The sequence below is a fragment of the Phycisphaerae bacterium genome (assembly GCA_018003015.1).
Lineage (GTDB): Bacteria > Planctomycetota > Phycisphaerae > UBA1845 > PWPN01 > JAGNEZ01.
In genome coordinates this window covers 39856-62788 of record JAGNEZ010000008.1, presented here as the reverse complement: position 1 = coordinate 62788, position 22933 = coordinate 39856, and the positions used below count along the sequence as shown (strand labels likewise).

Below are 22933 nucleotides of genomic sequence, written 5' to 3'. Positions count from 1 at the left end.
GTGTTGTCATGCAGATACCGCTTGACAAGGTGACGCAGGAAAGGCTCGACGCCCTGGCCGCCCGGCGACGGGTGTTGGTGCGGCGGCGGGGTTTGTCCGCAAGCCTTCTGGCTCTTATAGTCGCATTGATCGCCGGGGCGGCGATTGACCGATACCTGATACTGTCCGATCAAGCCCGCTGGGGCCTGAGCATCGGCGTCTATCTGGTCGTGGCCCTTGCCGCGTGGTTCTACTGGATCCGGCCGGCGTTCCAAGCGCCGAGCCTGCGCCAATTAGCGGTGTTCGTCGAAGGGCTGCGGCCGGATTTGCGTGAAGATCTCCTCTCCGCGGTGGAACTGGGAAGTGCGGATTCGGGGGCGGAGCTGGATTCATCCGAATTCCGGGCCATGCTCCAGGTCTCGGTGGCTGGCCGGATGAGCACCCTCAATCCGCGGGTCCTTCTGCCTCCTCGTCTCGTTCGGGGATGGGTCCTGTTCGCGACGGTGAGTCTGGTGGTCTTCGTCGGGCTTCTGACGAACAAGGACATTCGTTTTGGCCGACTGGTGGCTCGAACACTGCTTCCGATGGCGGACATCGAGAGGGTGTCGTCGACCCGGCTCTCGATTTTGGAACCGTCCCCCGCGGACGCCCTGGTGCCGCAGGGTGACAGTGTGCCGATCCGTGTGGCCTGTTCGGGCCCCGCCCCGGCCGAGGTGACGCTGGAAATGGCTCGCGGGGGGCGAAGAGCCGAGTTCGTGTCCATGCCCTCAGCCGATTGGCTGCTCCAGTACCAGGTCACGCTTCAGACGGATGAGAACGCGATCTCCTACCGGGTGCGGGCCGGCGACGCGATCACGCAATGGCACACCATCCAGTCACGCCTGCGGCCATACGTCACCGCTTTCGATGTGACCTACGAGTATCCGGCTTACATGGCACGGGGGCCGCGTTCTGAGAATGCCCAAAGGCGCGGCGATCTGACGGCCCATGCCGGGAGCACTGCCCGCGTGGTTCTGCACATCGACCAGCCTGTGAGCCAGGCGGCGATCGAGATGGAGCAGGGAGGGCAGTTCACGCGCGTGCCGGTGGAACGTGTCGAACCTCAGAAGCTGGCGGCCGCGATCCCGATTCAGGCCGCCGGTGAATACAAGGTCACGTTGTTGGCGGCTGGCACCGGTTTCGACAGCGGCAAGTTCAGCCCGAGATATGAAATCAAACCTTTGCCCGATGAGCGGCCCACGGTTCGGCTGACGGAACCCGCCAAGGACTTGCTGGTCCCGCCCAACGAGATCGTCCGGCTGGCCGGCGTGGCCAGCGATGACGTCGGGCTCGCTCGTGTGTGGCAACTGGTCATGGTCACCGAGGGCACGTGGCAGGAATCGCCATTTCCCGTGGCAACGTCGCTGCCTTCCGGGCCGGCTGCAACGATGAGTCTCCAGAAGGACTGGGACTTGACGCCGCTGGGTCTCAAGCCGGGCGATCGGCTGACAACTCGGTTGGCGGTTGCCGATCTGAAAGGTAGCGTAGCCGAATCGTTGCCGATCAGGATCATGATCGCCTCTCCCGGGTTCTCGCCGGCCGATCTCCAGCCAATCGCGGCCAGGCGGGGTGTATTCGAGCTGCTCGCCCAGTTCGAGAAGTTCGCCGCGGAGGCTAAAATCACCGCCGAGGATGTTGCCGGGCGCCTCAATCCCGATGACGTGGCGAGCCTGGGCGCGAGTGTCGACAAGCTGCGAGCGGTTGCTGGTCGGCTTGGCCAGGAAGCGAGTTCGCTCCGGGAGGCTCTCGCCGATGCGGCGCGGGCGTCCGGTGGCGGGGCGGACGGCTGGGAGCTGGCGGCCACCGGCATGGTTGTGGCCCGCATTCAGCGTGACTCCGCTCAGGGTGCGGTGGAACGAGTGGAGTCATCGCTGTCTCTGGGCGATACCGGCAAGACGAGGGAGGCCTTCCGTCAGGCCGCGGAGATGATCGGCCGGGTCGAGCAAGACGCCCGAGAGGTCCGCGAGATCTTCTCGGAACTGCTGGTCAGTGATGAAGTCGGCCTGGCCATGCAGGACCTGATCGAGCTCCAGCGGGACCAGGAGCGAACCGACGCGATCCTGCGACTGCCGGATGCGCCGGTCGGGCGCTGGACTCGCCGCGAGCAGACTGTCCTCAAGCAGATCAAGCAGGTCGAGATGCGTTTCGCCGATCTGGCGAGCCGCTACGCTGGTCGCCCCGCCGAGATCAGTCGCCGGCTGGCGATACGCCTGCGTACCACTCGTGAGGGGCTGGCCAAACGACTCGTGGAATCGCAGGAGGCAAAGACGAAGCCCGAGTCCGGTGGGGTCCTCAGACAGCTGGCCGAAGCTCGGACCGACTGGGGCGGGTACATCGCTGATGAGGCCGGACAGGCGGACGGCCAGCGTCGACGACTCGAGAGCAAGCTCCCCGTCATGGAACCGCTCCTCAATGAACTGACCGAGCGGACGCGTGAAGCGGCTGAGCAGAGCCGCAACATCACCAGGCGTCAGGCACAGGGCGACAAGCCGGGAGACATGCCAGACGACATCAAGCGGCTCAAGGAACTCGAGGCGGTCCGGGACCGGTTGTGGAGAACCGTGTTGGAGCTCTACTCAGATCGGGCCAAGCTGGAGGAAGCCCGCCCGGACCACGACCCGGCCTTCGTGTCTGACCTGGACCTCGTGCATCGGGCCCTGAAGGCGATCCGGACCCGCCCCATTGAGGACGACCTGGCTCACAAGTCTCTTGCCGCCGTGAACGGGGCGTTCAAGACGCTCGACGCGGGCCATGGTGTTGCCGAGCTGGCCGCGGCTCTGGATGAGGTGCGGAATCACGAACGATGGGAGTCATCGTCGCCGACGGCGCACACGAAGCAGCCCGAGAACAGCGATTTTGCGAACCACGTGTTTGGGGTTGCCGACCGGCTGGAGTCGGCGGGCATCCGCGGCTGGCCTCGGGAGCGGTTGTACAGGAATCGGGATAGCGCTTCATGGCGAGAGAGCCGCGAGCAGATGCATCAGCGCCGGCGAACGGCCGAGCCGGTGGTTCGGGTGACGGACAAGCTGGATCGAGTGGCTCGAGAGGCAGCCGAGACGAAGGACTCGATCCAGGAACGGTTGGCGCAGGCTCGCCAAGTGATTGCCGCTCACGCTCCGTCGCTGGGTGAGATGATGGCCGGCCTGGCAGACCAGGCTGAGCGGGTGCGGCAGGTGGCGCTCGACACTGCGGCGGGTCTGGAGAGCAAGAGCCCGCAGGAGGCGTCTCGCGAATTGGCCGGCCTGCAGGCCAGCCAGACCAAGGTGAGCGAGGGTGTGCGCGACCTTGAGAATGCCTTGCGGCGGGACGCGAATCTCCAGGACGCCAGCAAAGCAGAGGGTCGCGAGCGGGCGCGGGATGACGATGACGCGGTAGCGATGTTGGAACAGCCGCGTGATGAGGCGGATCGGGCGTTTGAGCAGGTCGCCGAGCCCGCGGAACGCGAGCAGCAAGTCAGCAACCTTGCGTCGGCCGCCGATCGGGAGGGCAATCTGGCGAATGTCCTTCGGCAGCTCGGTGAGCACCAGCAGGCTCTGGAGTCGGGTGGTGACGTGGCCGCTTCTCGAGCGGCCCTGCGCCGGGCGGAACGGGGACTCGGTTTACAGGAATCGCTCGATTCCCAGTTTGCCGCCACCGAGCGGGTGGCCGTCCTGGCCCAGATGGAGCCTGGCGACCAGATGGCGGCTATGGCTCGGGAACTGGGTCGCAGCGACGAGATGCGCAGGGCCTTGGCCGCAGTCGCAAGGGAATCGCTGGAGGAGGCTCGCGCCGAGCTGGTGGAGGCATCGGACAAGGAGGGGCAGGTCGCTGAACGTCTTGCCCCTCCGGTTGGCGAGGAGAATAACCGCCGCAACGCCTTGAGCGAGCGTCTGGCCCAGATTGGCAGGCGAAGCCAGGAGGTCGCCGCCAAGGATCTGAAGGCCGTTCGAAGACACGCGGAGCAAGGTCGAGTGGGGTCCAAGGAGCGTCTGGACAAGGCCGAACAGGGTGTGGCTGCAGCTTCGGAGAAGGCTGCCGCCGTATCCTCCGAGTCGATCGAGGATCTGGCTGGGCGGGCCAAGGCTACTGCCACCGAGCTTGCCGGGGCGGCGGAGGGCGTCAAGGCCTTTGCCGAGATCGGTCGACGGGCGGCGAAGGAGGCCCAGAGAGCGGGGAAGGGGGATCAGGCTCAAGCCGAGGGTGCGAGACAATCCGCGGAGGGAGCCTCCGTCGTCGCTGAAAGCCTGCGGGGGATGGCTCAGGACGCACGGCAGATTGCCCAGGAGGCTGCTCAGCGGGTGGCTTCTCCGGGTGACCTGCATGCCAGTCAAGATCCGGTCGGCCGCGACCTCAATGCGGCCTCTGCGGCGATGGAACGAGCTGCCCGACTCGAGGAGCGAGTCGGCGATGCGACCGCGCATGAGGTTCTGGACAGCCTGGCCGAAGGCGTAGAGGGAATTACCAGGAAGGAACTGCCCGCGGCGACGTCGGCGCTCCGAACCAAGGGTGCCGGCCAGGCCGCCCGAAGCGTGCACGAGGCTCGCAGGGCCATCGACTCGCACCTGGCTCAACTTGACGCCATGGCCGAGCGTGGCAAGCAGGCGGCGCAGAGCACCGGGTCGGCAAGCGCGACTGCTTTGCCGCAGAGCGCCGCGGAATCACTCGCCCGGGCGATGGCCCAGCTGGATCAGTCGCTTGCCGCGCCCCCGAATAGCCGCGGTCAAACGGCGGAGCAGACTCGCCGTGCGGCTTCCGACGCTGCGGCTCTGGCAAGAAACGCTGCCACCGCAACTGCCCGGGCCATGCGCCAGATGCGGATCAGCGGCCAGACGACCGTCGGCCGACCACCCCGAAGTGAGGGGGACACCCCGGATAGCAGGAGTGGTGCTGACCTCAACGCGGTGGCTGGCGGGGAGAGCGGCGCGCTGCCCGCGGCGGTCAGGTCGGCCTCGGGTGAAACCTGGGGCAAGCTGCCGCCGAAGCTGGCCCAGGATCTGATGGCCGGACGGCGGGAGAAGGTCGCCGACGACTACCGCGACATGGTGGAGACTTACTTCCAGACCATTGCCGAAAAGGCCAAGGATAACGCCCAATGACCCGGGTACTCGCACGATGGCTGGCTGTCGGATGGCTCGCGTGGCTGTGCTTGGCCGTTCCCGGCGAGGAATACGCTCCGGCCACGCGGTCGGCACTGGATCCGTTCCGCAAGGACGAGACGGACCGGGCCCTGGAGAAGGCCGTCGCCTACCTCATTCGCCAGCAGGGGGAGGATGGCTCGATCGACAAGGAGAGCCGCAAACGCAAGCCCAACGCCGGGATTGGCCGCAACAGCACGGCACTGACCTCGCTGGCGGCCATGGCGATCGCTTCGCTCGGCCACAGCCCGACCGATGAGACTCCGGAGGGTCAGGCACTCCGCAAGGCGTTGGTATGCGTGCTGGACGAGCGGCGTCAGCGCAAGGACGGGTACTTTGGGGAGGGTGATCACTCGCGGATGTATGGCCACGGGATCGCCAGTCTCCTGCTCGCGGAGATGCTGGGCATGGGCGTGGATCGCGAACAGGACCGCCAGATTCGTGCCCGGCTGCTGCTCGCGATCGAGTTGATTCTCCGTTCGCAGAACGTCCGCAAGGAGCCCCGCTTTCGCGGGGGCTGGCGCTATGAGCCGGACAGCAGCGATTCCGATCTGTCGGTGACCGTCTGGCAGGTCATGGCCTTGCGATCGGCCCGCAATGCTGGGATTATCGTCCCCAAGGAGGCAGTTGACCTGGCGGCGGACTACATCCGGCGCAGTTACCGGGCGCTGTCTCCTCGGGCTGATGCCCGGGCGGTGGCTCCCGCCTCCTTCGGCTACCAGCCCGGTGGCGGCGACCACAAGTATGCGATGGGTGCGGCCGGGCTGTTGTCGTTGCAGGTCTGTGGATTCTACGAGGATCCGACGGTCAAGGGCTCGGCGGACTGGCTGATGGAGTTCAAGCCGACGTGGGAGACCGAGTGGTTTCTGTATGGGACCTACTACTATGCTCAGGGCATGTACCAGCGCGGCGACAAGTACGCGGAACATGCCCGGGAGGTCGTGCAGTCGATTCTGCTTCGCCACCAGGAGAACAACGGCGAGCACGCGGGATCCTGGGATGCACGCCAGGGTGAGGAGCGGGACGCTGGCCGTGTGTATGCGACCTCGATGGCGATACTGAGTCTGTCAGTCAAGTATCACTACCTGCCCATCTATCAACGATAGGGGCTGTATTCTCCGACGCCCAGAGGAAAAGGCCATGGGGACGCTGGCGAGTCCCCACGGCCTTCGTGTGTCCTGGAACGGTCTCGCTTGACCGGCCTCAATGTCCTGGCACGTCTGATTTCAGACCGCCCATTCGGCGTTGACGATGCCGGCCTGTGGTCTCAGCGGCGGCTGCGACGCAGCAGAGGTAGACCGGCCAGCAGAATGAGCAGCGAAGCCGGCTCTGGTGTCAGCGACACGCCATCGACGAGCATGCTACTGGTCACAAAGCCACCCCATTTGAATGCGATCGTCACGGTGCCGGTCGAGGAGCTGATCGTGCCCGTGACCTTCTCCCAGCCTTCATCGCCGAGGGCATCGACTGTCGGCAACGTGCCGCCCGGCAGACCGGGCACGCCGGTCCACGAATCGCGTTTCCAGATCATGAACGGCTTGGAGAGATCGCCGCTGTCGATGTTGGTGTCGTCAAGGACCGCGTCGGGAAAGAGCAGGACTTCGGCCCAGTTCTGGCCGGGATTCGGCGCGTTGACGTAGCAGCTGAACGTCAGCGGAGTGTTGGCGGGGACATCCACCAACTGCTTGAAGCCGTAGCTGCCCCCATTGGCGTTCAGCGGGATTTCCGCAGCGTACGTACCCTCGTAGACGGTGACAGACTGGACCGCGACCGGACCGGAGTCGCCCCAGCCCGGTCCCCACTGGACCCACGGCGCCAGATCGCCGCTTTCGAAGCCCGGGTTGACGACGAGTTCCGCACCGAGCACCGGTACGGCCGCAGCCAAAGCGCACACGACAATCGCTAGACCTCTCATGACTCTCCTCCTGCCAAAACAGGCCAAATAGAAACCCTACCGAGCCGGTTCGGCCCGCGTGGCGTGCGCGAACCCTATCCCACGGCACGCCGGCACTCCCCGACGAACCATCTTACACCAAAGACACCGGTGGATTCAAATGCGGACGGATACCTCCTCCTCCCTGCCTTCGCGGCGATTTCCTCGATTTGCCGGCCGCGGCGACTGGGCCGAATCCCGCCCGGCCCGTGCGGGCGGCGGCTGCCGCCGAGCGGCCTATTTCATGTTGACTTCTGAGCAGCTCCGTGTCAAGGGTATAACCGATTGTATCGGCCGCCTTGGGCCACCTACGGGCGATGCTCTCGAGCATAGGCGCACAGAGCGCGCAGATTGGCATCCGGCGTCTCCCGCGGAACCTCACAGCCCGCTCCGACGATGTACCGTGGACCGGCCTCCCGGTGGCACGCCGCGATCGCGGCCCGCACCTCCTCTGGGGTGCCGTTCCGGAGAATGGTCACGGGATTGATATTGCCCAAAAGCAGCTGATTTGGCCCCATCGCCGTTCTGGCTTCGGAAAGGGGCGTCATCGAGTCCAGGTCGACGATTTCGCAGCTTAGGGTGCCCATGGGGGCGGTGATCTGTCGCGTCTTGCCGCAGATGTGGAGCCGGACGCGGGTTCCCAGGGCATGGAGACCGTCGACGAGTTGTTTCTCGTATGGCCAGACCAGGTCCTGGTAGAGTCGCGGACCGACCAGGGACGCGGCCGCATCGCCGACGCCGATCAGTTCCACTCCAGCTTCAATCTGGGCCTTGGCGAATTGAAGCTCCATCTCCACCACAAAGGCGAAAAGGTCGCGCACGAAGCCCGGATCATCGACGAGATCCAGCATCAGCGTGTTCAGCCCGCGCAGGTCGGCGGCCTCTGCGATGGGCCCTTCGATCCAGCCCTCGATCAGTTTCGTCCCGCCCACGCGCTCCTTGAGCAGTGCCGCAGCCTTGACGCGATCGTGCATTCGGCCGCCGCCCAGCGGGTCGGGCATGTGGAGACGCACCAGATCGGCCTTGTTTGCCAGGCGGGCATCCTGTTCGACGATGGCCGGTGGCTGATCAGCGAAGAACTCGATCCTGGCTCCGCAGTCCGCCGCCTCGCGGGTCGGGTCGGAGATGCACGAGACGTGGTCGAAGTCGAATGCTTCAGCGGTGCGGATTTGGGCCTCGACCAGCGTGCGGTGGTCGGTTGCGTATCGCCCGTACTCGACTCCGATCCAGTCCGCGGCGAACATCATGGTGATCGGCATCAGAGGGATTGAGTCCGTCGTTCGGGCCTCGATCATTGCCAAAACGCGATCGCGTCCGTTCATGGATAGCTCGCTCCTCGTGAATATCGGTGGGACCAGATTGCAGACTACCGCAGGGGTGCTCGCCGGGCAACCCGTGATTCCTTTTCTTGTCGAGTGAACCGGGACCGGCTACAAAGTCGTCCTATGGTTGACCTTCTTGGGCAGTGGATTGCCCGCAGATCATGGGTTCTCGTCTTTGTCTGGATGGCGGTACTGGCCGCCGGCGTCTGCTGGGCCATGTTTACCGAGCCGTTGCCGCCAAGCGACCTCGGTTCGTTTCTGCCTGAGGGTTCGCCGCAGAACAAGGCCGTGGAGGTCCTTCGCCAAGCGTTTCCGGAACTGGCCGCCCGCAGCAGCGCGATCGTCGTGGCCCATCGTGAAGCCGGCCTGACGTCCGAGGATTTCACCTGGCTCGGTTCATTGGCCGTCGAGATCGGGAAGGCGACTGGCGGGGTGGTTCTTTCGCCCGCGATGCCCTTTTTCAACCTCAGGTTGGTCAGCGAGGACAGGCAGGTCGGCATGGTCGTGGCCAATCTCAAGACCGGCTTCATCAGCGACGCCTCGGCTGTCGAGGTTCGCAGGATTGAGGCGTTGGCGGCTTCGGGGTGTCCAGCGGGCCTGCAGCTGGAGTTCACCGGCGTCGCCGCGATCGGGCGTGATTATGCCGCCGCGACCCGAAAAGCCATGCATCACACCACGTGGGTGACCATCACCGCCGTGCTGGTCATTCTGGTCGTGGTGTATCGTTCGCCGGTAGGGGCTTTTGTGCCCCTGGCCTCGATCGGCACCAGCGTCTTTCTGGCGTTTGTTCTACTGAGCCTGCTGGTCCACGGGGGATGGCAGGTTACCGACATCGAGCGACTGTTCGCGGTGGTTCTTCTGTTCGGCGCGGGCGTTGACTATGCGCTGTTCTGGATTGCCGGATACCGGGAACTGGTTGTGGAGACGCCGGGCCTCAACGCCGCCGCCGTGGAAGCGACCCGGTGCACCAGCCCGGCGATTATCGCCAGCGCCGCGACGACGATTTGCGGGCTTAGCATGATGATCGCTTCCGACCTCATTCCCACCAAGAACGTGGGCAGGGTTCTGGCCCCGGTGCTGGTCGTCGCCCTGCTCGCCGCATTGACTCTCTCTCCTGCCGTCGCCCGGCTGCTGGGCAGAGCGTTGTTCTGGCCCGTTGGGATGAAGGCCCCGCCGAGCCTGGGCCAGAGGACGGTCTGGCCGATCCTGGCCGGATACGTTGGCCGCGCGCCTGGAACCATCCTCGTCCTGGGCGTCCTGGTTCTAGGCCTTCCCGCACTGAAGGCTCCGTGGATCGAGCTTCGTTACGACTCGCTTTCCGAACTGCCCCTGGGTTCTTCTTCCGAACGTGGGTTCAGGTTGCTGGAGAAGCACTTTGCGCCCGGCCAGCTGTTTTCGACCCAGGTCGTGTTAGACTTCGAGAGAGCCTTGCCGGAAGGTGACGCTCTGGAGAAGACATGCCGTGAACTCAGCGACAGGATCATGCGTCTCCCCGGTGTTGAGGATGTCTATTCCCTCGACGCCCCGCTGGGTTCTCGTGGCTGGGGCAGGCAGGTCGCGGTCGTGGACGGCCTGATCAAGCGCGCTGCCAAGCCATACTATCAGTCGCCGAAGGGCCCGCTGCTCAGGTTCGAAGTGCTGATCAAACACCGGCCCTTCTCGCGAGAAGCCATGGCCCTGATCGGGGAGGTTCAGGGGATTGCGCTGGCGTATGGCCACGAGCTGGGTGCGGGTGGGTCGGCGGCGGAGGTGACGCTTTCCGGGCTGACACCGTATATCATCGACGTTCGGACCATCTCCGGTGCCGACCAGGTGCGGGTCATGTGCCTGGTAACGATTGTGATCGGTCTTATCGTCGTGGCCGTGGTCTGGGATCTGCCACTGACCTTGTTCATGATCTTCGCGACCTGGCTGACTTACGGCGCGACGCTGACGATTTGCGATGCCTGCTTCGTCCACTTGTTCGGAGAGAGCGGCCTGGACTGGAAAGTCTGCATGATCGTGTTCGTGATCGTGGTGGCCGTCGGGCAGGACTACAACATTTTCCTTGTGTCGCGCCTCCAGCGTGAGGCCCGGCGGGCGGACGTCCGCGAGGCCACGGCCCGGGCCATCGTCAACACCGGTTCGGTGATCAGCAACTGCGGTCTGATTATGGCGGCCACGCTCGGCTCCCTGGCGGTCGGCGGCCTTTCTCTCCTTCGTCAGATCGGCTTGGCCCTGGCGGTGGGTATCCTGATCGACACCTTCTTCGTGCGTCCGGTGCTGATCCCCAGTTTCTTCCTGGTTTGGCGTCGGCGGGCCGGCACGCCCGGTGAGGCAGGCGGTGCCGGGTGAGCGGGTTGTGCGGGTCGTCGCCGGCGATCGGCATGTGCGGGGCACGGGAAGCCCTCGATGTAATCCAACTCTTTTTCTGGAAATAAGTTAGGTTGTTTCTGGGAATAGGCGAGAACGCCTTTTTCCTTGGTGAATGGTCGTCCAGGCGGTACAATGGCGGCCTCATGTTTGCCCTGGGGGGGGCGTGAATCGTACGGTTTGCCTGTTGACGGGTTTCCTGCGTTGCGGGGGGAAGGGCGGACCCGGAGGGGCACGTCGTGTTACCGGAACTACTACGGTCCAGCCTGAACGACGCGTGGCGCGGCGATGATCGCGGCGATCGTGGCGGTGTTCCCCAAGCGGCGGATTCGGCGGGTGGCAAGCCTGCGGTTCTGCGGCGGCGTACGATCTATCTGCTCTGCTTCCTCGGTATTCTCGGCATTCTGTACGGTAGTTTTGCCCCGTTCCAGGTGGATCGCGCGCGCCAGTTTGGCTGGGGGCTGCTCTGGCATCCCTTCATTCCCAGCGATGCCATCGCCAACGTACTGATCTATGTCCCGATGGGGGTCTGCCTGCGGCTCATGGTTCGGCGGCGAGGGTCGATCCGGCTGGCTGAATACGCGGCAACCGTGGCCGTGGCGGGGAGTTTGAGCTATCTGGCTGAGGCTTGCCAGACGGTGCTGGTCTATCGAGTGGCGAGCTGGCTCGACGTGATCTCCAACGTGAGCGGAGCGGCCATCGGAGCGAGCATGGCTCCGACCGTGCAGCGGGTGATCCGCAATCAACATGCAGCTCTATACCTTGGTTTGCGCAGCCGGCCGTACGGCGCTGCGGCGGCGGCAACGCTGATTGTTCTGGCGGTTGCGGCGCTGATGCCGTTCGACGTGCATCCGACCATGAGCCATCTGGGGCGGCGGCTGCACATGTTGGCTCAATCCTCGCTGGCCCTTTCCTGGACGGCTGCGGCCAGTCCGAGCACTCCGCTGACTCCGCTGCAGAATGTCGACAAGTTGATCGGCGCCTCGGCCTTCGGTTTCGGGGCGATGATTCTGGTGTTGGCTGGGTGCGAGGCGGGCCGCCTGCGTGAGGTGGCCGTGAGGTACGCGTTAACTCGGATGCTCACCGTGGCGACGGTGATTGAGCTGCTCCAGCTGTTCACGGTGGCTCATGTGGCCGATCCGCGTGATCTCCTGATCGCCTGGGCCTGCTGTGGACTGGGAGCGGCCATTGGGTCTCGGCTGATTGCCCGATCCCCGCGTCGGCTTCCGCAGCCGGCGAACGTGCTGCGCGGCCTGGTACTCGTCGTGGCGATCGGTTTGGCGGGGCGCGGCGCCGTCGCGGTTGTGCTTCCGACGGGCGGCGAGCACGCGGTGATGTCTTCATGGCTGCCGATGGCGACTTCATTCCACCGTCCATGGGATAGTCTCTTGGGGGCCTATTTGAGCGGTTTGGCCTGGTACGGGCTTTTCGCAGGTTCGCTGGTCTTGAGTTTCCGGGCTGCCGGCCGCGTGCCGCGTTGGGCTGCGTCGACCACGGCCGCGGCCGCGCTTCTGGGGCAGGCGGTTCTGGCGATGAGCGGGCACCCCGTGGACACGGCTCACATCTTCCTGGCGCTGCTGGCTGGCGGGCTGGTCCAGCGAGCTGACCGCGTCCTGTTTGGGCCATGCCGGACGGGCGCCGAGCCAGTTTGCAAACTCGTATGAGTCTGCTAACCTACCGGCCATGACTCAGCACACAGAACTCGAGAAGTGGATTCAGGAATGCGCTGCGCTCTGCCAGCCGGACAAGATCGTCTGGATTGACGGGAGCGACGCCCAGCGGGATGTCCTCCGGGCCGAGGCGGTGGCGACCGGGGAACTGGTTGAACTGAATCAGGACAAGCTGCCGGGCTGCTATTTCCACCGCACATCCCCGACGGATGTCGCTCGCACGGAGCATCTGACCTACATCTGCACGAAGGAGAAGGAGAACGCCGGCCCGAGCAACAACTGGATGAGTCCGAGCGAGGGGTATCGCCGGGCAGCAGAGATTTTCCGAGGCTCGATGCGCGGGCGGACGATGTATGTGATTCCGTTTTCGCTCGGGCCGGTCGGCTCGGTATTCTCGAAGGTGGGCGTGGAACTGACGGACAGCATCTACGTGGTGCTCAACATGCTCATCATGGTGCGGTGCGGGCGCGAGGTTCTCGAGGTCTTGGGCACGGACGGTCGGTTTACCCGATGCCTTCACGGCAAGGCGGACTGTAACCCGGATCGTCGTCTGATCCTGCACTTTCCTGAGGACAACACGATCTGGAGCGTCGGCTCGGGGTACGGCGGGAACGTGCTGCTCAGCAAGAAGTGTATGGCCCTGCGGCTGGGCAGCCATTTCGCCCGTGAGGAAGGCTGGCTTGCGGAGCACATGCTCATCCTCGGCGTCGAAGCCCCGTCGGGGCGAATTGAGTATCTGGCGGCCGCGTTTCCGAGCGCTTGCGGAAAGACCAACCTGGCCATGCTGGTGCCGCCCGAGGGCCTGACCCGCAAGGGCTATCGGATCTGGACGGTCGGCGATGATATCGCCTGGATGCGGATCGATACCGACGGCCAGTTGTGGGGCGTGAATCCGGAGACGGGTTTCTTTGGCGTTGCCCCGGGCACGAACTCGACGACGAACCCGAATGCGATCGCGACGGTACGACGGAACACGATTTTCACCAACGTGCTGCTTCGCGAGAACAAGACGGTCTGGTGGGAAGGCGCCGACGGTCCGCCGCCGGCGCAGGGCATCGATTGGAAGGGTGACCCGTGGCGACCGGACGTGGTGGACGAGAAGGGCAAACCCGTACCCGGCGCCCATGCCAATGCGCGATTCACAGCTCCGGTGACGCAGTGTCCCTCGATCAGCTTCCGCATCGAGCACCACCACGGCGTACCCATCTCGGCGATCGTGTTTGGCGGCCGCCGGGCTCGGCTGTCGCCGCTGGTGTACCAGGCTTACAGCTGGCAGCACGGTGTGTTCATGGGGGCGAGCATGGCTTCCGAACGGACCGCGGCCCAATACGGGACGATCGGCGAGGTTCGCCGTGACCCGATGGCCATGCTGCCGTTCTGTGGTTACCACATGGGCGATTACTTCCGTCACTGGCTGCAGATGGGCCAGCGGATGCGGCGGCCGCCGAAGGTGTTCCACGTGAACTGGTTCCGGACCGATGAGGAAGGGGAGTTCTTGTGGCCCGGCTACGGGGACAACCTGCGGGTGTTGGAGTGGATCCTGGACCGCTGCCGCGGGCAGGCTGAAGCGATTGCGTCGCCGATCGGCTACCTGCCCACGCCGGACAGCCTGGACATGACCGGGCTGGACCTGTCGCCCAAGGTGGTTGAGGGACTGCTCCGGGTGGATCGGTCGGAATGGCTCAAGGAAGTCGAGAGCGTTCGGGAGTACTTCGCGACGTTCGGGGACCGCCTGCCTCACGCCTTGGGCGACGAGTTGGATTCGCTGCATCGGCGGCTGCTGACCTGATTCGTGGAGGTAGCGGGACGGCCGGGCAAAGGAGGCCGGACATGAGCAAAGCGGTGAATCGGCGGGAGTTGTTGGGGCGGTCGGCGGTTCTGCTGGCCGGAGCCTCCGGGGGTTGCGTCGCGGCCGGGGCGGCATTGGCTCAGGCGGGAGCGGCCGCGCCACCGGTGAGCGCGCGGAAGATGAAGCTGGGGCTGGTGACCTACAACATGGCCCCGGACTGGGATCTGGCGACGATCATCGATCGATGCCGCAAGTTGAAGCTGGCCGCCGTCGAGCTGCGTACCACGCACAAGCACGGGGTCGAGCCGGCGCTGTCGAAAGCCGAGCGAGCCGATGTCCGCAAGCGGTTCACCGATTCCGGCATAGTGTTGTGCAGCCTGGGCTCGACCTGCGAGTACCACGATCCGGACCTGGCCAGGCTGGCGAAGCAGATTGAGGTGACCAAGCAGTTTATCGGCCTGGCCGAGGATCTCGGGGCCAAGGGCGTCAAGGTTCGGCCCAACGGGCTTCCCAAGGGCGTACCCGAGGAGAAGACACTGGACCAGATCGGCAGGGCTCTGGCCACATGTGGGCAGGCGGCATCCGATGCAGGTGTCGAGATCTGGCTCGAGGTTCATGGTTCTGAGACGTCCCATCCGCCGCGGATCCGGAGGATCCTGGATATCGCCGGCCGGTCCAACGTCGGTGCAACATGGAATTCCAACGGCACGGACCTCAAAGACGGCTCGGTCAAGCCCTACTTCGATCTGCTTCGCGACAAGATCATGTCGGTGCACATCAACGAATTGACCGGCGGATATCCCTATGGAGAGCTGTTCGGGCTGCTCAACCAGAGCGGTTACGACCGGTTCGCACTGATTGAGGCTCAGGGTTTCAAGACCAGGAACGCCGATCCCGCGGACGTGATGCGATTCCTGCAATACTACGTCGCCTTGTGGGGCGAGTTGTCGAAGCCCGCTCAGGTGTGAACCATACCGCATGCCCTCCGCCTCATCACCGGTCCGGCGGCTTTGCCAGAGGGTACTGGCCCTGCTGGAGGCCAGTGATCCGCACCCTTTCCTATCCATTGTCGAGGACTACCTGTGGGCTGTGCCCGCGGACGGCGCGGTGCGGGCTCCGGCGGTTCGATTGCGGGTGGGCAAGGGGCTGGTCAGCGTGGCCGCCGAGCTGGCCAGGGCTTGTCCGGCATCGAGCCTGGAAGCAGTGGAGCTTGAGCAAGCGGCCGAGGACCTCGCCGGGGTTTCCTCGGATCTGATCAGCCCGGCAGAGGCGGAGTCGCTGTTGGCCAGTAATCTCGAGGTCTTTCGATCGCCTTCACGTCATTGAGCATGTGACCGGTGGCCAGGCAGGTTCCGTCGTACTGAAAGTGCTTCCCGTCCTTCCCGGAAGCCCGGTAGACGTGATGCATGGCCTTGAAGGCAGCAGCGAGTCGATGCGGTCGTTGCCGGTTGGCACTCCGTCCCACGCTCCGTAGAAGAGTTGCCAGCCGCCGGGCACCTGTACGGGCGACGGAGCGTCGATGTTTCGGAACGTGCCCGCCAACCGAGGAGTCATCAGCGGCGTTCGCAGGTCGGCCATGAAGTTCAGTGTTCTGGACTGCCAGGCGGACAGGTCACACTCACCCGCGGCGACACCGTGGATTTCCGCGCAGCCGACCTCTGCTTGCCCGGGCAGTAACTCGATCATGATAGACGCAGCGGCCGGAGAGGCTGGCCAGCTGAGGGCAAATGCTCCGACTGACACCGTGAGATGGTATCGCACGGTCTTTCGCTCCAGAATCTACTCCCCCTGATGCACCAGGCTGCTCCGAAGAGCCCCTTTGTGAGGATCGCCCATGGTCCCGGGCACAAGATCAGCCGGCCTGTACGGCCGCTGGAATGGAAGGGATCATGCCCAGCATGAAGACCATGGTGAAGATGCCGACGGTTTCGACGATGCCCAACGCGATGATGATGAACGCGAAACCCTTGCCTTCACCGTCGCTGAGTGCTCGCACGCCGGCCGCGCCGATTTGTCCCTGCATCCAGGCCGAGAACATCTCGCCGAGACCGGTGGCCAGGCCGATACCCAGCAGAAGGCCGGTGTTCGCCGCCGCCAAGTCGGGGGCGTCTTTGAGAAGTGCCCCCAGGCGGTTCATGACGATCATGGCATAGAGCGTCTGACTGATCGGGGCGCCGACCATGATGATGTAGGTGAAGCTCAAGGGCTTGCCGGATCGAGCCTCCTTGCCCCAGGCTCCCGCGGCGGCTTGACCGGCGGCCCCGATGCCAAGTGCACTACCCATGGCCGCCAGACCCAGGGCCAGGGCCACGCCCACCGTGCCGAACACGTTGGCCGGCTCAGCGGCACCGAGGATTGCCGGAAAGCTGGTGTGGGCCAGGGAACTCATCGCCTCAGATACCATGGTCAGTCCTCCTGAACTGCGGTCTTGGTGAACGGTCGGTAGGGATAGCCGGTCCACTGCATCCCCAGGTTGTTCGAGAACTCCAGTACGTTGAGTCGTACGCCGTGGGCAAACAGGGCGATCATGCACAGGGCCAGATTGAGGCTGTGGGCGGCCAGCCAGGCCACGGCCACCAGGGGCCAGAAGCCCAGGGTGCCGACCAGGTTGTTGAAGCTCACCGCCAGGACGCTGCCGGCCAAACCCACGGCCATGAGACGGACGTAGCTGATGACATCCGAGAAGGTGCCCAGCATGGCCAGCGGGGCATTCGCCGTGCCCAGCAGAACCCGCTTCAGGGGGTTGCGATGGCTGTTGTCGAACAGAACGGCAAGGGTGCCACCCGTGATCAGCAGGTACGGATAGACCGTGTCCCAACCGAAAGGCGATCGCAGGACGAACATCTGGACCACGCCCAGGATGCCCCAGATGAACACCCCCCAGCCGACCTTGCCGAGGAAGCATTGATCAGGAAACAGCCGGGCTGCCTGCCACCACTGGGCCAAGCTGACGTGTACGGCGCCGATGAGGAAGCTGATCCTCATCATCAGGGTTCGCGACTCCTCGCTCAGATCCACGCGTATCAACGGTGAGTAGAGCTCAACGCCGAAGAAACTGGAGATCACCAGTCCCCAGGCGATGGCGGCAGCGCCGATCACAATGAGCAGATGCGTCATGGACGCGCCAAGAAGGCGTTTGAGCTTTGCGCGGAAGACCAGTGGCAGAAGAAACAACACGGTTCCGTAGCCGGCGTCGGCGATCAGCATGGCCGAGAAGAGCGGCAGGGCGATCATAAACGGCACGGAGACGTCGAACTCTCGATATCCGGCCACCGTGCCGAGCATTTTGAACAGACCCTCGATCGGCTCCGCCCACTTGGGCGAGCGGATCAGGGTAGGGGGGTGTTCTTCGGGCTCCGGTTCGAGAACCTGGACGGCGGCGTCAAGTCCTGATTGGGCGAGCTTGCCGGCCAGCGAGGACGCTTCCTTCGCTGGTACCCACCCTTGGAAGGCGGAGAGCAGGTCGCGGTCCAGGGCGCTGCGCTGGGCGACGTCGACCTCGGCACGCAGCCGCATTCCAGGCACGGCCTGGCGCATCGCGTCAGCCAGGCAAGCCAGCTGAGCGAGGCGAAGGGCATCCTGTTTGCCCGCGGCGTCGAGTTCCGCGGCCTCTTGCCGGATCGACGGGGCATCTCGCTCGGGCAGGGGGTACTCCGCGGCGGATTCGGGCAGCCGGATCTTGCCATCGCGGCTGGCGACGCCGACCAGGAAGCGCCTGCCTGGCAGCTCGCTGAACACCTGGACGACCTGGGCATGTATCGCGGCGACATCCTGGGTTGGCACGGAACAGAAGCGCAGATCGACTCCGGCGCCGCGGAGCAACGCGATCCGGTCGAGCCGCACATCGCCCCAGATGGTGATCTGCCGCAGTTGATGATCCAGGGCGGCAAGTCGGTTGCGCCGGTCGGTGGCCTGATTCCGGATGGCCAGGACTTCGCGGGCGGCGTCGAGCGGCGATAAGGGTGGTGGGGAGCCGGCCGGCGCGATCGCAGACACGATCCGGATCGCCCGCTCAATGTCCGCGATTTCGCCCAGCGTCTTCTCGTGAGGAGCGGCCTTGGCCGGGTCGATCGGCACAAGATGGATGACGCCCAGATCACCGAGGACATCAACCGCGCGATTCTGATCCCGAGCTCGGTAAGCGACGAACACCTTGGCCATCGGAACGATCATCCGCCCGCCTCCTCGGGGTCATTTGTCTCGCTCCAGCCGACCGGGCCCGTGTCCGAGCCCTCGGCGAGGACCAGGGGCTCCATGCCCGCAGCCAGCTTGCTCTTGGCGATCTTGGCCCGGCCGACGGCTGCGGTCATCTCGTCGCCCAGCTTGATCCGAATGACCCGGATGGCCTCCTGGGCTTCCGGGATCTTCACCTTCTCGAAGAGGTTGACGCGCTGGGTGATCCGAGTCAGCTCCCGGGTGAGCAACTCGTATTGGCGGGCGTAGACGTCCATCTGTGCGCTGCGGCGGTTCAGTTCGCGATAGCCTTCAACCACCTGGTCCACCCACGGCGGCGTGCCGAACAGACTGTATGAGATGGGGGCAAACACCACCTCCTGAAACACGGGAACAGACACGCCGGCCACGTTCATGCTCGAGGTCCTGACCTCGACCGGGTCGGCCAATCTGCGCACGGACACGCCAGCCAGATCGGCCATCACGCCCTCGAACCTCCGGAACTCGGCCTCCGCCGCCCGCAACGCCGCCTCGGCCTCGCGACGCTTGCGGGCGATGTCTCGCTGGGCGATCTGCAGCTGCTGCTGCTTGAGCTTCAGCATGGGCAGATAGCGCTGGAAGCGATGCAGGGCATCTCTGTAGCGCTTCAGTTCGGGGCGGGTGAGTTTGACCTTCGCGGCCACGGTTCTATCCGTTCCCTCGTCCATTCTCAGGGGTGCTGTGCCCCGCACGCGGCATCGGCGTCCCGCCGGTGTCCTCGAAACCTCACGACGCGCTCTTCGGCCAGTGCTTCTCGATGATCGTCCGGCGAATGCCGGTCTCGGCCGGTTCGAAGCACTCGGCCAGAATCGCCCAGCAGCGGTCCAGGGCCTCGAACAACGGAATGTTGACCGACAGGTCCATGATCCGCTCCTCGAGCAGCTGTCCGTACTTGAGCAGCTTGTTGTCCCAGTCCGACATCTCGAAGCCCATGTCCCGTTTCTCGCGGCTTTCGCGGCAGAGGGCGTACAACTGGATACAGCCATCCATGATCGCCCGGTGGTCGTCGCGGGTCTTTCCGTTGACCTGCTGCTTGAGCCGCGAGAGCGATCCGAAGGGTTCGATCCGCCCGTTGCGCAGGTAGAACTGCCCCTCGGTGATGTAACCGGTGTTGTCTGGTACCGGGTGGGTGACGTCGCCGCCGGGCATGGTCACGCAGGCCAGCAGGGTCATCGAGCCGGCCCCGTCGAAATCGACCGCTTTCTCGTAGCGCCGGGCAAGCTGGGTGTAAAGATCGCCGGGGTAGCCGCGGTTCGACGGGATTTGCTCCATGATGATCGCGATCTCCTTGAGGGCGTCCGAAAACGCGGTCATGTCGGTGAGCAACACCAGAACTCGCTTACCCTGCAATGCGAACTGCTCGCCGACCGCCAGGCACAGGTCCGGCACCATCAGGCACTCGACCACCGGATCCGCCGCGGTGTGGACGAACATGATGGCCCGTCCGAGCACCCCGCCCTCCTCGAAGGTGTGACGGAACTTGAGGTAGTCGTCGTGCCTCAAGCCCATGCCGCCGAGAATGATGATCTCCGCGTCGGCCTGGAGGCCGATCCGGGCCAGTAATTCGTTATACGGCTCGCCGGCAACCGAGAAGATCGGCAGCTTCTGCGATTCGACCAGGGAGTTGAACACATCGATCATCGGAATGCCGGTCTGGACCATCTTGTCCGGCCGGCGGCGCTTGATGGGGTTGACCGGCGGCGAGCCGGTACTCACCCGTTCGGCATCGACCTCGCCGCGTCCGTCGCGCGGGCGGCCCGATCCGTCGAACACCCGGCCGAGCAGGGCCTCGGAGAACGGCATCTGCATGGGCTTGTGCAGCATCCGGACCCGGTCGTTGTTGGACACGCCTTGTGTGCCAGCAAACACCTGCAAACTGACCTGCTGGCCTTCCAGGCGGATAACCTGGGCGAGCGACTCACCGCGATCCGAGGTGATCACTGCCAGATGGTCATAGCCGACCTCCCCGGCCCGGACCGTGACCACGTTGCCGGCGATACGGCTGATCTCGTTGTAGTACTTCCTCATGCCTGGCGCCCTCGGGTGGCGATGAATCGATCGATCTCGCTCAGCAGTCGCCGGTACTCCGCGCTGTCGGTGGCGGCGTAGTTCCAGTTCCTGAAAAGATCGGTGATCCTGACGATGGCCGCACGGGCTTCGTTCTTGTCCGCGAAGTCATAGCCGACGTCGACGACCTCGAGCATCTTGTCAAAGGCGAATACCTGTCGTTCCGCGGGGGTGGCCCCGTCAACCTCATCGAATGCGTTCTGCTGGAGAAAGCAGTTGTCGAAGAGGTCCGCCAGCAGGGCGTCGGTGAAATCATCCGTGGAGGTGCCTTCCTCGCCCACCACGGTCATCATCTGGCGGATCTCGTTCCCGCGCGAGAGCAGGAAGCGGGCCTTCCGGACCTTCGCCGGGGCGATGATGCCCGTATACTTGCTCCAGGAATCGAGCGGATCAATCGCCGGATACCGCCGGGCGTCGCTGCGGGCCCGCGACAGGCCGTGGAACGCCCCGACGACCTTGAGCGTACCCTGGGTGACCGGCTCTTCGAAGTTGCCGCCCGCAGGGCTCACCGTGCCCCCGATAGTCAGCGTACCGATACGGCCATCCCGGAGCTCGATCGCTCCCGCCCGCTCGTAGAAGGCCGCGATGCGGCTCTCCAGATAGGCGGGGAACGCCTCTTCCCCGGGTATCTCCTCCAGCCGGCCGGACAACTCGCGCATGGCCTGGGCCCATCGCGATGTCGAGTCGGCCAGCATCAGGACGTGAAGCCCCATCTGCCGGTAGTACTCGGCGAGCGTTGCCGCGGTGTAGACCGATGCCTCACGGGCCGCGACCGGCATGGCCGACGTGTTGCAGATGATGATGGTGCGATCCATGAGGCTCTTGCCGGTTCGTGGGTCGGTCAACTCCGGGAACTCACGCAGCGTGTCGACCACCTCGCCGGCCCGCTCGCCGCAGGCCGCCACGATCACCACGTCGATCTCGGCGTTTCGCGACGTGATCTGCTGGAGCACGGTCTTGCCCGCTCCGAACGGGCCGGGGATGCAGTATGTTCCCCCGCGCACGATTGGGAACATCGAGTCTATGATCCGCACACGGGTTACCAGGGGTTCAGTGGGCATCAGCCGCCGGCGCGAGACGTTCAGGGGCACCTTCACCGGCCAGCGCTGCTGCATGGTGACCGTCTGCCCCTGGCCGTTCAGGTCGCTCAGCACCGCGATTTCCTGGTTGATCGTGTAATCGCCGTCGGCGACGATTTGCTCGACCGTGAATGTGCCTTGCCAGCCGAACGGCACCATGATCTGGTGGGTGAAGATGCCCTCGGGGACCGTGCCCAACGTGCTGCCGGCCACCACGAGATCGCCAGGCTTGACCGCCGGGGCAAAGCTCCAGCTTCGGTCGATGGGCAGGGCCGGCAGGTATTGACCCGGCTGAAGGAAGAACCCCGTCTTCTCCGCCAATTGCGGCAGCGGATTCTGGAGCCCGTCGAACACCTGCCCGAGCAGCCCGGGACCGAGGTCCACGGAAAGCATCTCCCTGGTGAATTCGACCGCGTTGCCGACTTTGAGTCCTCGGGTGTCCTCAAAGACCTGGAGATCGGCGCGCCGGCCGCGCACCCGAACCACTTCGCTGAGCAGCCGCACGCCGTCCGACCGCACGCAGTAACCCACCGAGTTCTGCACCACGCGATCACCGGTTTCGGCGATCACCAGGCTTCCATAGACGGCTGCAATCTTGCCTGTCACGAGCTCACCCTTTCCACAGTCCCCGATGCCCCGTGGACGGGTTCGCCCGCCGCCCGGCGTTCGTTCGCCTCCACGATCCGCCGCCAGTGTTCAAGCAGCATGATGCGGGCGGCATATACGGCGAACTCGTCGTCGGTGAAGGTGAACCACGGATCGCGCTCCGCCAGCCACGCCCAACGAGCCTGGATCAAGACCTGCTGGCCGGCCAGGGGGGTCCTCGCGGAGGCCCAGTCATTGACGGTGGCGGCGAAGTCGCGGCCGCCTTCCGCCAGATCGGACGCCACGAGGTAGTCGGCTGGATCCAGCCCCAACCGCCGGGCGCGGGCCGTCGCCAGGGCGTTCCGAAGCCCGACTTCACTTCGAACCCAGCCGGACAAGACGCCGCTCCCGGTTCGCTCGGCCACCCCGGCGGCGTAGCGAAAGTAGGCCTCCCAGAGACTGTCCACCTCGACCGCCCGATGTCGAGCGTTCAATCCATCTTCCGCCGCGCCGTCATCGACGCCAAACCCGGCGAGGTAGGGCGGTAGCGGACTCTCCCCGCGGGCTTCCGGAACGCTAAGGACAACCGGATGAGTCTCCTGAATCTCCCCGGCGAGGAATGCCTCTCGCTGCACGAGATCGTCGAACAGGAAAAACGTCTCCATCAGCGTCCGGGCAGACGATTCCCGCTCGAAGCGTTCGAGCAGCTGTTCGGCATTCAGCGGCGCGGGGCTACCCAACTCGCCGACGGCGGGCAGGGAGGCAAGGTCGTAGTACGGTCGGCCCGGCATG

The 22933-nt window shown here is 64.9% G+C and carries 16 protein-coding genes; 7 read left to right on the top strand and 9 right to left on the bottom strand.

Translation table 11 applies throughout. The features are described 5' to 3' along the window. Positions 1-8 precede the first annotated feature (8 nt). Together KA354_05560 and KA354_05555 are read left to right on the top strand one after the other, a co-directional pair. Entirely contained in the window at positions 9-5093 is a 5085-nt protein-coding gene (locus KA354_05560; GenBank protein MBP7934100.1) for a hypothetical protein, read from the top strand. Continuing rightward, positions 5090-6238 carry a terpene cyclase/mutase family protein gene (locus tag KA354_05555; protein ID MBP7934099.1) on the top strand — a complete coding sequence of 383 codons (1149 nt, stop codon included), beginning with the start codon at positions 5090-5092 and terminating at the stop codon, positions 6236-6238. The genes KA354_05560 and KA354_05555 overlap by 4 nt, the downstream gene beginning before the upstream one ends. 161 nt (positions 6239-6399) lie before the next feature. Here KA354_05555 and KA354_05550 read toward each other — a convergent pair whose 3' ends face one another. Together KA354_05550 and KA354_05545 are read right to left on the bottom strand one after the other, a co-directional pair. Then, complete coding sequence (locus KA354_05550) at positions 6400-7047, bottom strand: hypothetical protein (protein ID MBP7934098.1); 648 nt, start codon at positions 7045-7047, stop codon at positions 6400-6402. A 326-nt stretch (positions 7048-7373) separates the two neighbouring features. After that, complete coding sequence (locus KA354_05545; protein ID MBP7934097.1) at positions 7374-8387, bottom strand: uroporphyrinogen decarboxylase family protein; 1014 nt, start codon at positions 8385-8387, stop codon at positions 7374-7376. A 123-nt stretch (positions 8388-8510) separates the two neighbouring features. On the opposite strand from KA354_05545, the gene KA354_05540 reads away from it, so the two are divergent. The 5 genes from KA354_05540 (at position 8511) to KA354_05520 (ending at position 15524) form a co-directional block, all read left to right on the top strand. Continuing rightward, positions 8511-10721 (top strand): MMPL family transporter, encoded by a 2211-nt coding sequence (locus tag KA354_05540; GenBank protein ID MBP7934096.1) that lies wholly within the window; start codon positions 8511-8513, stop codon positions 10719-10721. A gap of 257 nt (positions 10722-10978) precedes the next feature. Next, the gene (locus KA354_05535) at positions 10979-12403 is read left to right on the top strand and encodes a VanZ family protein (protein ID MBP7934095.1); all 1425 of its coding nucleotides are present in this window, start codon (positions 10979-10981) and stop codon (positions 12401-12403) included. A gap of 19 nt (positions 12404-12422) precedes the next feature. After that, a complete protein-coding gene (locus tag KA354_05530; GenBank protein ID MBP7934094.1) occupies positions 12423-14198 on the top strand; it encodes a phosphoenolpyruvate carboxykinase (GTP) in 1776 nt (591 codons plus the stop codon). Between the two features lie 179 nt (positions 14199-14377). Next, positions 14378-15166, top strand: coding sequence for a sugar phosphate isomerase/epimerase (locus KA354_05525; protein ID MBP7934093.1), 789 nt, complete (start codon positions 14378-14380; stop codon positions 15164-15166). Between the two features lie 10 nt (positions 15167-15176). Next, positions 15177-15524: a hypothetical protein gene (locus tag KA354_05520; GenBank protein ID MBP7934092.1), complete on the top strand. Its 348-nt coding sequence runs from the start codon at positions 15177-15179 to the stop codon at positions 15522-15524. Here the strand turns inward: KA354_05520 and KA354_05515 are convergent. The 7 genes from KA354_05515 to KA354_05485 all read right to left on the bottom strand — a co-directional run bounded on the left by KA354_05515 (position 15513) and on the right by KA354_05485 (position 22932). Beyond that, positions 15513-15959 carry a hypothetical protein gene (locus KA354_05515; GenBank protein MBP7934091.1) on the bottom strand — a complete coding sequence of 149 codons (447 nt, stop codon included), beginning with the start codon at positions 15957-15959 and terminating at the stop codon, positions 15513-15515. The two genes, KA354_05520 and KA354_05515, sit on opposite strands and share 12 nt — an antisense overlap. A 91-nt stretch (positions 15960-16050) precedes the next feature. After that, entirely contained in the window at positions 16051-16587 is a 537-nt protein-coding gene (locus tag KA354_05510) for a V-type ATP synthase subunit K (GenBank protein MBP7934090.1), read from the bottom strand. A 17-nt stretch (positions 16588-16604) separates the two neighbouring features. Then, positions 16605-18371, bottom strand: coding sequence for a hypothetical protein (locus tag KA354_05505; protein MBP7934089.1), 1767 nt, complete (start codon positions 18369-18371; stop codon positions 16605-16607). Then, positions 18368-19078, bottom strand: a complete 711-nt coding sequence (locus KA354_05500) for a V-type ATP synthase subunit D (GenBank protein ID MBP7934088.1) — start codon at positions 19076-19078, stop codon at positions 18368-18370. The genes KA354_05505 and KA354_05500 overlap by 4 nt, the downstream gene beginning before the upstream one ends. A gap of 58 nt (positions 19079-19136) precedes the next feature. Next, entirely contained in the window at positions 19137-20438 is a 1302-nt protein-coding gene (locus KA354_05495) for a V-type ATP synthase subunit B (protein MBP7934087.1), read from the bottom strand. Continuing rightward, positions 20435-22162 carry a V-type ATP synthase subunit A gene (locus tag KA354_05490; protein ID MBP7934086.1) on the bottom strand — a complete coding sequence of 576 codons (1728 nt, stop codon included), beginning with the start codon at positions 22160-22162 and terminating at the stop codon, positions 20435-20437. Before KA354_05490 ends, KA354_05495 begins: the two co-directional genes overlap by 4 nt. Beyond that, positions 22159-22932, bottom strand: a complete 774-nt coding sequence (locus KA354_05485) for a hypothetical protein (GenBank protein MBP7934085.1) — start codon at positions 22930-22932, stop codon at positions 22159-22161. Before KA354_05485 ends, KA354_05490 begins: the two co-directional genes overlap by 4 nt. Position 22933 lies beyond the last annotated feature (1 nt).

Coding starts and splice junctions, on each gene's coding strand:
- KA354_05530 (MBP7934094.1), top strand. CDS start 12,423: ATGACTCAGCACACAGAACTCGAGAAGTGGATTCAGGAATGCGCTGCG.
- KA354_05500 (MBP7934088.1), bottom strand. CDS start 19,078: ATGGACGAGGGAACGGATAGAACCGTGGCCGCGAAGGTCAAACTCACC.
- KA354_05505 (MBP7934089.1), bottom strand. CDS start 18,371: ATGATCGTTCCGATGGCCAAGGTGTTCGTCGCTTACCGAGCTCGGGAT.
- KA354_05510 (MBP7934090.1), bottom strand. CDS start 16,587: ATGAGTTCCCTGGCCCACACCAGCTTTCCGGCAATCCTCGGTGCCGCT.
- KA354_05545 (MBP7934097.1), bottom strand. CDS start 8,387: ATGAACGGACGCGATCGCGTTTTGGCAATGATCGAGGCCCGAACGACG.
- KA354_05495 (MBP7934087.1), bottom strand. CDS start 20,438: ATGAGGAAGTACTACAACGAGATCAGCCGTATCGCCGGCAACGTGGTC.
- KA354_05560 (MBP7934100.1), top strand. CDS start 9: ATGCAGATACCGCTTGACAAGGTGACGCAGGAAAGGCTCGACGCCCTG.
- KA354_05520 (MBP7934092.1), top strand. CDS start 15,177: ATGCCCTCCGCCTCATCACCGGTCCGGCGGCTTTGCCAGAGGGTACTG.
- KA354_05540 (MBP7934096.1), top strand. CDS start 8,511: ATGGTTGACCTTCTTGGGCAGTGGATTGCCCGCAGATCATGGGTTCTC.
- KA354_05485 (MBP7934085.1), bottom strand. CDS start 22,932: ATGCCGGGCCGACCGTACTACGACCTTGCCTCCCTGCCCGCCGTCGGC.
- KA354_05555 (MBP7934099.1), top strand. CDS start 5,090: ATGACCCGGGTACTCGCACGATGGCTGGCTGTCGGATGGCTCGCGTGG.
- KA354_05525 (MBP7934093.1), top strand. CDS start 14,378: ATGAAGCTGGGGCTGGTGACCTACAACATGGCCCCGGACTGGGATCTG.
- KA354_05550 (MBP7934098.1), bottom strand. CDS start 7,047: ATGAGAGGTCTAGCGATTGTCGTGTGCGCTTTGGCTGCGGCCGTACCG.